This is a genomic window from Aeribacillus sp. FSL k6-2211, from assembly GCF_037966125.1.
Taxonomy (GTDB): Bacteria; Bacillota; Bacilli; order Bacillales; family Aeribacillaceae; genus Aeribacillus; species Aeribacillus composti.
Map to the genome: position 1 here is coordinate 4,045,804 of NZ_CP150190.1, position 11,921 is coordinate 4,057,724.

Below are 11,921 nucleotides of genomic sequence, written 5' to 3' on the forward strand. Positions count from 1 at the left end.
ACATTCGAATTTTTTTAATTAATGGCCTTACAGTAACTTTTTTCATCATCGCTTACGATTTTAAAAAATCTATTAAATTCTTAAGAGTATTAATTAATGTATCCTTGTTTATAATATCAGCGGTAGTGGTTAATACATTGAAAAAATTGAGAAATTATGATAAATTAGATTAGAAACACATTTTTGTTTAAATTAAAAAATATTTACCCTATTATAATTTTACAACATAAAGTTCCTTCAGTCAACCCCTATTTCTCATTATTTTTAAAGTCCTGCGGTAATATGTCAAGGTGAAAAATCATAGAAATTGGAAATTCCCTTGTCCGATGATCCGAAAAAAGGCAATACTGAAGAAACCCAGTATTGGTACATGTAATAAACTGGGTCTAAAGGTTGATATTGGTATACCAGATCGATCCTCTTATCGATCTTCCCCCTTTCTTGGCGTGTAGATTTGACCGTTGCGTAGCAGCGCATCGATCACACGCACGAGTTTTCTAGCGGTGAGGACGAGGGCTCGTTTATGTTGGTGTTTGGGCACTTCCTCATACTTCTTCCGGTAGTACGCACGAAACGTCGCATCATGCCGTTGTACCGAGTTGGCAGCCTCCACTAGGTAGTAACGGAGATAGCGATTGCCGGAACGAATGAGGGAGGTGTCCTCGGCTTGAAAACGGCCCGATTGGTGCTTGGACCATGTCAAGCCGGCATATTTTGCCAAGGCGGCCTGATTGTGAAACCGCTCGATTTGCCCGATTTCGGCCAGGATGCCTGCGGTATAAACCGGTCCGATGCCTGGGATGGTTTGCAGTGTGTTCGGAATGCCTTCAAGATGGCGGGTAATGGCTTTATCGAGCTCTTTGAGCTGCGATTGCAGGCTGCGGATTGATTGAATCGACAGCCCTAACAGCAAGTCGATGGAATCCTCGACACACTTGGACAACCGATACGACGAACGGGCCGCCTTTTGAATCGACTAAAATGAAATTTTTTCAGATTGTGGTGGGCTGGCCCACCACGATCTGAACTAGCTCCCATGAAGTTATCAAAGAACAAAAATCTAACTGGAAAATACCTCAAAAGAGGATTCTAAAAATACTATACGAGGAGTGCTTAATATGAATACAGAACTTCGGCAGGAGCAAGAACGATTAGACAGCATAATGGCGATCATTGTGGAGCAAATCGGCATGCTGGAAAACGAAACCTCCCAGCGTCGAAAAGAAGTGATTGATTTCCGCAAACATTTTTGGGATGACGTCAAGGTGAATACTGATACGTTCGACGATTATCTTGAGACGATCATCGCCTTGAGACAACAGGCGCAGAACCTGTCCGTGAGCCAAAGCACCCACAGACAAGCCTTCAAGAGGTTGTCCACCCTGCGCCGCATGCAGGAGGTGCCTTATTTCGGTCGAATCGATTTCATTGAGGAAGGGTCTTCAACTGCTGAACGAATCTATATCGGTATCTCCACGCTCACGGATACAAGCGGAGAGAACATCCTGATCTACGACTGGAGGGCGCCGGTCTCGAGTGTCTACTACGATTACGCGCCCGGCCCGGCCGAATATACTACTCCCGGAGGCACAGTCCGCGGCATGCTGGAGAAAAAGTGGCAATATATCATCCGCGGCGGCGTTATCAAGTCGATGTTCGATACGAGTCTCACCATTGGAGACGACATTTTACAGCAGGTGCTTGGCAGAGTGACAGACAAACATATGCACAACATCGTGGCCACCATTCAACGGGAACAAAACCAGATCATCCGTCATGATCGCGGGCGGCTGCTCATCGTGCAAGGACCCGCCGGCAGCGGCAAGACATCGGCCGCCCTGCAGCGGATCGCTTACTTGCTCTACAAGTATCGGGATAAGCTGAGAGCCGATCAAATCATTTTATTTTCACCTAATTCGATGTTTAACAGCTACGTATCCAATGTGCTGCCCGAACTAGGCGAAGAGAATATGCAGCAGGCCACCTTCCAGGAATATTTGGAATATCGGCTGAGCAAAGAATTTCAAATCGAGGGTCCATACGAGCAATTGGAATATGTGTTGACTGAAGCGGATGACTCTTTATACCGGACTAGAACTGCGAGCATCCGATTCAAGGCATCAACCCGTTTCTTCGAGACGATTAAAACATACTGTAAGTCGCTGGAATTATCCGGCATGCTATTCAAAGATATTCTATTTAGAGGAAAACCGATCATCACCGCCAAACAAATCACAGAAAGGTTTTATAGCAGCGACACCTCGCTCCGTTTTCACAGCAGACTTGAAAAGCTGGCAGATTGGCTAAACAAGCAAATCGATGAAGCGGAGAAGCTTGAACGGACTAAGCCATGGGTGCAGGAAGAAATCGAGCTGCTTAGCAACGAGGATTATCATAAAGCTCATACTCTCTTACGGAAAAAACGCGGCTTTAAAGCAGAAACGTTGAACAACTATGAGAACGAGATCGAAGCGCTGGGCCAATTGATCGTTCGCAAGAAGCTGAAACCGTTGCGCAAACGGATCCGAACGCTTCGTTTCATCGACATGAAGGGAGTATACAAGCAGCTTTTCGCCGATCCAACGCGGGTCAAACAGTGGATGGAAGTGGAAACACCCGAGGAGTGGGAGGATATTTGCCGATTGACTGTAAAAACGCTAGACGAAGGCAAACTGTTTTACGAAGATGCAACTCCGTATTTATTTTTGAAAGAGCTGATTCAAGGCTTTCAGACGAACGTCTCGATCAAACACGTGCTTGTAGACGAAGCGCAAGATTATTCTCCGTTTCAATTCGAATTTTTGAAGCGTTTGTTTCCTTCGGCGAGGATGACTGTGCTCGGCGACTTTAACCAAGCGATATTCGCTCATGCCAGTGAAACGGTCGATTTCCACACGCTTACCAGCCTATACGGACCGGATAAAACGGATTCGATCACCTTGACCCGCAGTTACAGATCCACAAGACAGATCATTGAATTTACGCGCGGACTCGTGCCCGATGGCGAACGGATCACTGCTTTTGAACGCGACGGCGATAAGCCTGTGTTGACGAGAGTGTCCGATCAAGCTGAACTGCACCGCTGCATTGCTTCCAAAGTCGTGGACTTGCGGAAACGGGGATATAATACGATCGCGATTATATGTAAATCTGCTGCGGAAAGCACCGCCGCATACGAAGCACTGAAAAGCGTTGAAGATATAAAACTTGTGAAGAGCGGCTCTACCGAATATGAACAAGGTGTTGTCGTTATACCGGCGTATTTGGCGAAGGGCATCGAATTCGACGCCGTCATCATTTATAACGCTTCATCGCACGTATACGGCGTTGAGAGCCTGCGCAGATTGTTCTACACCGCCTGCACCCGGGCTATGCATTACTTGCAGCTTTACAGTGTAGGCGAACCTAGCCCCTTTTTACAGAACGTTGCGCCGGGTAGTTTCCTTCAGATCCCGGGTTAACACGGGACTGGTCTGGTATCTGAAATGTATCACTGTCATTAAACGGCCATATATGATATAAAAAACCACTTGCCAGCATCCCTTCAATACCATACCCCGAGTTGGGCAACTTGTTTAATGGAAGGTAATGAAGGGATGTCAGCAGTGGCTGAAATAAATTATATCAGACATGTGAAATTCTATATGATGTGTTAAAAGTTCTGTAAGCAGCAAGGTTCCGTAATTTTTCGGTAAAAGCTTTTTTACTAGGATATCGCGAACAGATCAATACACAATATCCAATTTATGCCCGGCGCATATATACACGGACGGTGATGGGCGCAAAGATTGCTACGATGGATGCAGCCCCGATGAGAGAGACGGCGAAATCTGAGCCAATAGTTCCATCATTGATCAGATCACGGACGGCAGTAATAATATGCGAGATCGGATTGATCTTCGCAAACCATTGGAGCCAATCGGGCATCGTCTTGACTGGCACAAAAGCATTGGAAAGAAACGTAAGTTGAGCTTTTCATCCTAACAAGCCTCGCAGCAGTTTGTAATCGGGAATTGGTTTTCCCAATCCTTGTTTCCTAAACGTTCCCGGTACAATGGTCACTATAGAGCATGTCGCTTTGCCATCAAGTGGATTAAATGACAGATTTCATCGTATCTTTTAGCACTGAAACGGAATAATTAAATTGTTCTTGTTCCTTTTCGTTCAGTTCAATTTCGATTATTTCGTGCACGCCGTTACGATTAAGCTTGGCTGGTACTCCAATATATACATCATTTTGTCCATATTCACCTTCTAGATAGGAAGATACTGTCAGGATACTATTTTCATTTTTAAGAATTGCTTTTGTAATTCGGACAAGGGACATTCCTATTCCATAGTATGTCGCCCCTTTTCGCTCAATGATATGATAAGCAGCGTCACGGACGTTTACGAAGATCTCCTCTAAACATTCTTTCTTTAAATCTTTCTTTCGCTCTAAAACATCATCAAGATTCTCTATTCCGATCTTGGCATGGCTCCAAACCGGAAGCTCGGTATCTCCATGTTCCCCTATGATAATTGCATGAATATTTCTTGTATCCACATTGAAATACTTCCCTAATTCAAATCTTAGACGTGCAGAATCTAAGACTGTTCCTGAGCCAATGACGCGTTCCTTTGGCAGTCCTGACTCCTTCCAAGTGACATAAGTTAAGATATCTACTGGATTTGTTGCCACTAAAAATATGCCATTAAATCCACTTTTCATAATCTCTTTTATAATTTGTTTAAATATTCGCGTATTTTTCTCAACTAACTGCAATCGGGTTTCACCTGGTTTTTGTGCCAATCCCGCAGTGATAACAACTAAGTCCGCATTGGCGCAATCTTGATAAGAACCGCTCCATACCTTTATTGGCGAAGGTGCAAACGGCACTCCATGATTAAGATCCATCACCTCGCCTTCAGCTTTTGCTTCATTTATATCAATTAAAACTAATTCCTCAACGACCCCCTGATTAATTAGTGAATAGGCATAACTGCAGCCTACAGCACCTGTTCCAACGATTACAACACGATTTACTTTTTCTTTATTCATGGTTATACATCCCCCTTAAAATGTTATATGATTAAAATAGGAACCAGCTAACTAATCCAATTACAGCAAGCAAACATAAGCTATATTTAATTGTCACTTTAAATAAATCACTTTCTTTTCCTGCAAATCCAACTGCCGCAGCTGCAACTGCAATTGATTGAGGTGAAATCATTTTAGCCATTGTACCACCCATTACATTGACAGCAACCATCGTTTCGGGTGCTATTCCAATTTGTGAAGCAGTGACAGCTTGAAGTGGAGCAAATAAGGAACCGCTGTTTACAACAGAGCTGGACTAAATCCAAGCCCCACTAAAATGGCTGCTGTTATGGCAACGGGTGCTCCAAATCCTGCAGCTCCTTCTAAAAATGCCCCAAATGAGAATGCCCCAATAAGAACTTGCAATTCTTTGATCCTCTGTAATAAAAGAAATACTAATGGCAAATTTTCCGGTTTTTACTGATATTTTATAAAGGAAAATAGCAGCAAATACGATTGATGCTACTGGCCATAAACCGACTAAAATTCCATATATCGCAGACATCAAAACTAAGATTGCAGGCATTTTATAAATAAAGACGGCAAAAATGCCTGCAGCAATTATGCTGAAAAGCCCTGCTATATATCCTTTTAATTTAAATACTGTCAGCAGAACAATAAAAACGATGATAGGAACGGCAGCTATAATAGCTGAAAGCCATATATTTTCCAATGGATTATAAACTTGCTCCCATACATGCATCTTGTTCAGCCCCTATACTTTAAAATCGACGAAATGATTTTGTGATATATTTCACAATATGTATTACATCCTCCCCCTAAATTATTTATTTTGCTTACAAAGTTAGTATAACATCTGTTTGTGAAATTTTTCACAATATATATGAAAAAAATATGAACTTTTGAGACATGTTGAGTAAAGTAATGATAAAAAGGAGAAAATCATTTATGAAGGAATAAGAGGGTTAGATAATCTTTAAAATTTAATATAAAAATATAATAATTAACTAGATGAAAAGTGATGAGGACGACTAAACTTACTATTTTATAAAATAAAAATTTTACGTAAATTTTTTTACATGTCTATTTTCTTGACATAATACCAAGACGAATATAGTAAAAAAGGGCTGTTCAGAATGAGGCATCCAAGTTTTTTGATGGAAGATCTACACACTAGGAATAAGTAAACTAAAATTCATTTTACCCATAATAACAAAATGCAACTGTTCGTAAATTCACCGGTCTAATCAACTTAGAACTCCGGAATCTTCTTGATCGTCAGCAATTCACCATGATGTAGAGCGAGTTGTTTAGGATTCGATAATTGATTCAATAAGAGTTTTCTCCGTTCTACAATTTTTAAAGGGTGTCGGTGTGTATTTAAAATGTGAGCAATTTGAATGGTACATGTCTTATAGTAACTGCATACGTCGAGAATATATTTATGAAGCAATGGCAATCCAAAATCATCATATGCTTCTAAAGTTTCAGGATCACACAAACCATAAACGATTTCAATTTGCACGGGATAATCGAATCCATCTACTTTTTCATCACTTTCTGTTAAGTCAAGAGTTTGATCAAGAGCTATTTTACTCCCATTTAAATTAATAAAACCACTTTTAGAGTATATACCTGATGGTAGTTTAATATCTGAGGCAAGGTAATAATAATATGTCATAGAAAACCCCTCTCATTTAATGACTTCATCTGTATTTGCGCTAGATAAATTAATTCGGGTCGCAAAACGTCCTTGGATTTTGGAAAAATCTTTTTTCGCTATGGACATTAAGTGACGCTTTTATTTTTTCTTGAGATGTGACAATGACCCATGCTTGGCCCATTGTTGCACTTCGTACACCCTCATTAATCGGACGAAAAATTTCTTTTTTAAATATTTCTTTAACTAACACATAATCTTCTCCTCTATGATATTCTCGTTAATTGATACTGATCTTCATTATGTAAAATCCCAAATAGTCGTAGGTCTAATCCGGTAAAATGACCGGGGTAAAAAAGTATAATTGGTTTACGTTTTTTTGCAAGCAAAAAGTGCAGAGAATTGCAAAATCCTTATGCAGTGATATGCAATGGGGATTTACATGGAGGAGGAGCCATGATAACCTTTTTTGGTTTTGCCAAAACTGTTGGCTAAAGAATCATGGCTACAGAGGATCCATGTCAAGCCCTTGATGGATAGATCACATATATGTATATTTATTCAAAATTTTGATAAAGCACTGTATTTTTTTCTTGTAGAAAACATACTACCATCTCAAAGGTGTCATTGTTAATTTCTAATTCTTCTGCGGATACTTTATATACTGTTGTATCATCATCACTTGAAACTACTTCAACTGTTTCATCAATACTTACATCAATTTGTTCTGTACTTTCAAAAATTTCTTCTGTATTTGGGAAATTGGTTATTTCTTCCGCAAATGCAACCGGAGCAACTCCAGCAATATTAATAAACAAAAAAGTAGCAACTAATAATTTAATTAATTTCTTTTTCATCTTTTTCATTTAGAATTTCCTCTACCCTTTCTTTTTGTAATGTTAGAAAACCTTCTCCAAATTGTACTTTGTCACCTAACTTCACAACATAATTGGAGAGTTCTTCTTTGATGGTGCTGGCATTATATTTTGAGTCGCTTCTATTCAGGATTGCTGCAATAACACTAGTGGCATATGCAGTAGCGAAAGACGTTCCTGAAAATGTTGAGTAGGATCCTTTGTTATCTGTAGAGATAACTTCTACACCTAGAGCTGAATAATCTATTTTCCCGACTCCCGAATAAGGATCAAGTTTGAATTTTTTATCAAACGAGGAATCAAGTAATCGCTGAACATCCGAGTTCTTATGAACGAAATCAAATGATTACGAATTTAGACCATTACCTAGAGGCGTTATTAGGTAAAACCTCGGGCTATTCGGGATGCAGGTCAACAAGTCATCTTTAATCACGGTGGAGACTTTATTTGACGCTTACTTTTAATTTATTTCAAATAATTCCCTTTATACAACAGAACATTTGTTCCTTTTCTGTGGATCATAGTTATGTTAAATTAGTATAATGTAGTAGACAAGCTACTATTAAATTGGAGGTTATTAGATGAAACCTATTTTAAAATATCGTGGTGGAAAAAAAGCAGAAATTCCTTTCTTTATTGACCATATACCCAATGATATTGAAACCTACTTTGAACCCTTTGTTGGGGGTGGTGCTGTATTCTTCCATTTAGAACATGAAAAATCAGTTATCAATGATATTAATTCTAAGCTTTATAAGTTCTATCTTCAATTAAAGCACAATTTTGATGAGGTAACTAAACAATTAAACGAACTACAGGAAATATATGAAAAAAACCAAAAGGAATATGAGGAAAAAAAAGCTCTTGCTCCTGCTGGTGTCAGAGTGGAAAATAAAAATGAAGAACTATATTATGAGCTAAGGAACGAATTTAACTATCCATCAGGAAAATGGCTAGACGCAGTAATTTATTATTTTATAAATAAAACTGCTTATAGTGGGATGATAAGGTATAACAGTAAAGGAGAATATAACGTTCCTTTTGGAAGATACAAAAACTTTAATACAAAAATCATTACTAAACAACACCATAACCTGCTTCAAAAAACAGAAATATATAATAAAGATTTTTCTGAAATTTTTAAGATGGCAAAACCAAATGACTTCATGTTTCTTGATCCTCCATATGATTGTATTTTTAGTGATTATGGAAATATGGAGTTTACAGGTGATTTCGACGAGAGGGAACATCGTAGGCTTGCTGAAGAGTTTAAAAACTTAAAGTGCCGTGCACTAATGATCATTAGTAAAACGGAATTAACTACCGAACTATATAAAGATTATATCGTTGATGAATATCATAAAAGCTATTCTGTAAACATTAGAAATAGATTTAAGAATGAAGCAAAGCATTATATAATCAAGAACTATGATTATGTACGAAAAAATAAAGAAGAAAAATATGAGCAACTTGAACTTATTCATTAGTTAAAGGAACAATGAACTGGCATTGTTCCTTTTTCAATTTCATTTTAAATTGTACTCAATGAAAGTTAGCCATTCTTCAGCTTGATCATATCCTAAGTCACTTCGTAATAATTTTATCAGTATTTCTTTTAGTTTATTAGGATTAAAGTGTTCTCCATCACCTTTCAGCTGTGTAACTAGCTTTTTAAACTGGTCTACTGTTAATGGAATTACAGGTTCTGATTCCTTGTTAAAACCTATATGTCTTGCAAAAGAAAGATCAATACTTTTTCCTAAGAAAAGAGTATATGCTTCTATTCCTTTTTTTTTATATTCTTGTAGGTGCCTGACGACTGAATCCCCTTCATAATCTAGTTGCTTTTCCCCTATCGTGAGGGAACATTCAATTAAAATTGAAAAATGCTCATATTCAACTAATATATCTTCAACACCTGGTATGGCATTACCAATTGGATGACCTGAATCATCAAGCTTAAAGTTTGGGACTAGATTCTTATAGGAACCTAGTTTTTTAAAAACTCTATATGTGTTCCACTCGAAGTAATTTGGAGGATTTATCGTTTTTTCAACTTCTTCATAAAAGTCCAGAATATCTTGCATTTTAAAACCTTACCTCCTTGTCAACAACCCAATTATTTAAAGTTTCTTCTAAACCAGCTTTAATTTGAGTATATTTTCTTTCACACTCTATAGTTGTTCGATATAATGAGACCATCAGATTCTTAATATCATAAGAAGATAACCTTCTTCCTTTTTCAATTAATTTCTTCTGTACCATTAGGAGCATGTTAAACTGTTTTAATGAGAGAGGGATAATTCTTGTGTTTTGAACAATATTGTATTTCATAAACTCCTCAAAAGTATTCTTATTGATTTCTGGCGCAATGAATAAACAATATAGTTCTTTCTCTACTCCTTGCTTTTCTAATTCTTTTTTCTTGTTTAAATAATGCCTTGTTACTGGTTCTGATTCCATCTTAAACTGGGTTGCTCCCTTAGAAGTTGTTACTTCACCAAGAACAATAAAGTCTTCATATATAATTTCCATATCAGGCTGGTTACCTGCGGCATGAGTAACTGGTTGTAACTCTTCATCAATAACGAAGTTGTTTTTATATTCTAAAGCATTTCCAAGAATAATGAAGCCATTCCACGTAAGCCATTCAAATACAGTATTTTTATTTGCAATGAAGCGAGCTTTAATTTTCTCTTCAATCACATTCTTTTTCTCATGATATACCTCAAGAAGGTCAATGACTTCTTCAAGTTGACGTGGGTCATTAAAATCTGCTTGTAACTTTTTCTTTTTGAGTTCTAGCTGTAATTCCTTAGCATGGTAAATAACATCTTTTAATGTTTCTACATCAACTTTTTTATTAAGAGAATTATAAATGTCTTCAAGGACTTGTATTTCAACTTTAACATTTGGAAAATGTTCTACTAATTGCTCAGCTAGTCTGGTATTTTCATCTCGTATTCTATGGGCTAGATCTAAAAGTTGTTCTTTTGTCTCAAATGAAAACTGTGGTAAACTCGGATTTCCATAATATTCATGAAATTCCTCTACTCTCGTATAGTTCTTTACAACTTTTGATGAACTGATAATTTCATCAATTAAATCAGATTTTTCTGGATTTAAGACGAGTTGATTCCCTCTTGCAACAAATAGACCTGTATATCGAAAATATCTTGTGGTTGCATCTGCCACATCTCGTGCATTTCTCATTTTAGTTTCAATTTTTGACTTATGTGAAGAGTCAGATTTCCCTTCACGAATTTTACCTACATTTCCATAAATCTTTTCGAATCTTTTAAAAAAGTAATTCTCAGTAAACTCAAGTTTCTTATTTTGTCCTTTTATTTTTTCACGTTCATTACGGAACTGCATTATTTCCTCTGCAATTTCATCCACCTGATTATTATTTGTTGCTGTTAAACAGAACATAGCAATATCTAATTTACTGAGGCCGCCTACCTTTTTTAGTAAGCTAAGAACAAATACAAGAGGATTTATACTCCATTCCTCCTCGGGATATTCCTTACCTTTGTGTTGAAACGATGGATATTGCCACTTTACTAACTGTTTTAAGAAAACATCTTTGGGTCTTCGGTTATTTGCAAGCATTTTCCCTGCTTCAGTTATACGAAGATAACCTTCTTCATCTACAAATACGAAACCATAAGTTTTCATTGGTGCCACTCTGTCTCGAGTAGAAAATGCAGCTTCTTTTTTATAAGTAGTACCTAAGAATTGTGGTAAAGCAGCAAGTTCTTTAGCAAATGCCTCTTGTGCTTTATACCCTTTTACCCCTTTCCAATAACTTCCCTCAAAATTTGCTAGTACTTTTAACTCAGGCTGAATTTTTTCTGGACTTCTAGGTGAACAAGAAACATACCAATTAACTTTTTTAGCCATCTAATCCCTCCTGTAAGACCCATAAATGTGATGTATACCTAGATTATACTGATTAACCAAAAAAAGTAAATGTCCTTTACTCAAAAACTTAAATATTTTTCGTTTTTGAGTAAAAGACATAATAAATATTTATACACTTTATTGTTAAGTTGAACCATTTAGAAATAACTTTTATGCTTATAGTTAGAGTAGAATTTAAAAGGGGAATTTAAAAATTGAAGAAAAAAATATATCAATAATAGGGGTTCCAATGGATTTAGGTCAAATGCGCAGAGGTGTTGATATGGGGTCAAGCGCAATTCGATATGCTGGTATAGTTGAGCGATTAGAGCGATTAAACTATTCAAATGAATCATATACAATCAAATCTTATTTTTCGTTGCAATACTCTGCACTTGTTTTTTTTCCATACATAGTCTTCTCGCATTATTGATAATCAACT

General features: G+C 37.4%; 11 protein-coding genes and 3 pseudogenes. 3 read left to right on the plus strand and 11 right to left on the minus strand.

All coding sequences use genetic code 11. The annotated features are described in order from the left end of the window. Window positions 1-421 precede the first annotated feature (421 nt). Window positions 422-976, minus strand: a pseudogene (locus NSU19_RS19395) (IS110 family transposase); the annotation flags it as partial. A 142-nt stretch (window positions 977-1,118) separates the two neighbouring features. Here NSU19_RS19395 and helD point away from each other — a divergent pair. Beyond that, a complete protein-coding gene (gene helD, locus NSU19_RS19400) occupies window positions 1,119-3,461 on the plus strand; it encodes an RNA polymerase recycling motor HelD (RefSeq protein ID WP_339198126.1) in 2,343 nt (780 codons plus the stop codon). A 283-nt stretch (window positions 3,462-3,744) separates the two neighbouring features. Here the strand turns inward: helD and NSU19_RS19405 are convergent. The 8 genes and pseudogenes from NSU19_RS19405 to NSU19_RS19440 all read right to left on the minus strand — a co-directional run. Then, window positions 3,745-3,960: pseudogene (locus tag NSU19_RS19405) on the minus strand (ABC transporter permease); the annotation flags it as partial. Between the two features lie 133 nt (window positions 3,961-4,093). Next, window positions 4,094-5,041 (minus strand): L-lactate dehydrogenase, encoded by a 948-nt coding sequence (locus tag NSU19_RS19410; RefSeq protein ID WP_339198129.1) that lies wholly within the window; start codon window positions 5,039-5,041, stop codon window positions 4,094-4,096. A 31-nt stretch (window positions 5,042-5,072) separates the two neighbouring features. Next, entirely contained in the window at window positions 5,073-5,273 is a 201-nt protein-coding gene (locus NSU19_RS19415) for an L-lactate permease (protein WP_235600454.1), read from the minus strand. 63 nt (window positions 5,274-5,336) lie between these two features. Then, window positions 5,337-5,783, minus strand: coding sequence for an L-lactate permease (locus NSU19_RS19420; RefSeq protein ID WP_339198133.1), 447 nt, complete (start codon window positions 5,781-5,783; stop codon window positions 5,337-5,339). A gap of 510 nt (window positions 5,784-6,293) precedes the next feature. Then, window positions 6,294-6,722, minus strand: coding sequence for a hypothetical protein (locus tag NSU19_RS19425; RefSeq protein WP_339193689.1), 429 nt, complete (start codon window positions 6,720-6,722; stop codon window positions 6,294-6,296). A gap of 49 nt (window positions 6,723-6,771) precedes the next feature. After that, the gene (locus NSU19_RS19430) at window positions 6,772-6,954 is read right to left on the minus strand and encodes a hypothetical protein (RefSeq protein WP_144598567.1); all 183 of its coding nucleotides are present in this window, start codon (window positions 6,952-6,954) and stop codon (window positions 6,772-6,774) included. 304 nt (window positions 6,955-7,258) lie between these two features. Further along, window positions 7,259-7,567 (minus strand): hypothetical protein, encoded by a 309-nt coding sequence (locus NSU19_RS19435; RefSeq protein WP_144598566.1) that lies wholly within the window; start codon window positions 7,565-7,567, stop codon window positions 7,259-7,261. Next, window positions 7,539-7,823, minus strand: coding sequence for a S8 family serine peptidase (locus NSU19_RS19440; protein ID WP_339200062.1), 285 nt, complete (start codon window positions 7,821-7,823; stop codon window positions 7,539-7,541). Before NSU19_RS19440 ends, NSU19_RS19435 begins: the two co-directional genes overlap by 29 nt. Window positions 7,824-8,157: 334 nt before the next feature. Here NSU19_RS19440 and NSU19_RS19445 point away from each other — a divergent pair, with 334 nt between their 5' ends. Beyond that, a complete protein-coding gene (locus tag NSU19_RS19445) occupies window positions 8,158-9,063 on the plus strand; it encodes a Dam family site-specific DNA-(adenine-N6)-methyltransferase (RefSeq protein WP_339198141.1) in 906 nt (301 codons plus the stop codon). Window positions 9,064-9,102: 39 nt separating this feature from the next. On the opposite strand, the gene NSU19_RS19450 is transcribed toward NSU19_RS19445, so the two are convergent. Together NSU19_RS19450 and NSU19_RS19455 are read right to left on the minus strand one after the other, a co-directional pair. Continuing rightward, window positions 9,103-9,663 (minus strand): AlwI family type II restriction endonuclease, encoded by a 561-nt coding sequence (locus NSU19_RS19450; RefSeq protein WP_144598408.1) that lies wholly within the window; start codon window positions 9,661-9,663, stop codon window positions 9,103-9,105. Window position 9,664: 1 nt separating this feature from the next. Continuing rightward, window positions 9,665-11,479, minus strand: a complete 1,815-nt coding sequence (locus tag NSU19_RS19455; RefSeq protein WP_339198145.1) for an AlwI family type II restriction endonuclease — start codon at window positions 11,477-11,479, stop codon at window positions 9,665-9,667. Between the two features lie 250 nt (window positions 11,480-11,729). Between NSU19_RS19455 and NSU19_RS19460 the strand changes: the two are divergent. After that, window positions 11,730-11,822, plus strand: a pseudogene (locus NSU19_RS19460) (arginase); the annotation flags it as partial. Window positions 11,823-11,921: the final 99 nt, after the last annotated feature.

Excerpts from the sequence above, each read along its gene's own strand:
- helD (WP_339198126.1), top strand. The coding sequence starts at position 1,119 with ATGAATACAGAACTTCGGCAGGAGCAAGAACGATTAGACAGCATAATG.
- NSU19_RS19410 (WP_339198129.1), bottom strand. The coding sequence starts at position 5,041 with ATGAATAAAGAAAAAGTAAATCGTGTTGTAATCGTTGGAACAGGTGCT.
- NSU19_RS19420 (WP_339198133.1), bottom strand. The coding sequence starts at position 5,783 with ATGCATGTATGGGAGCAAGTTTATAATCCATTGGAAAATATATGGCTT.
- NSU19_RS19425 (WP_339193689.1), bottom strand. The coding sequence starts at position 6,722 with ATGACATATTATTATTACCTTGCCTCAGATATTAAACTACCATCAGGT.
- NSU19_RS19435 (WP_144598566.1), bottom strand. The coding sequence starts at position 7,567 with ATGAAAAAGATGAAAAAGAAATTAATTAAATTATTAGTTGCTACTTTT.
- NSU19_RS19445 (WP_339198141.1), top strand. The coding sequence starts at position 8,158 with ATGAAACCTATTTTAAAATATCGTGGTGGAAAAAAAGCAGAAATTCCT.
- NSU19_RS19450 (WP_144598408.1), bottom strand. The coding sequence starts at position 9,663 with ATGCAAGATATTCTGGACTTTTATGAAGAAGTTGAAAAAACGATAAAT.
- NSU19_RS19455 (WP_339198145.1), bottom strand. The coding sequence starts at position 11,479 with ATGGCTAAAAAAGTTAATTGGTATGTTTCTTGTTCACCTAGAAGTCCA.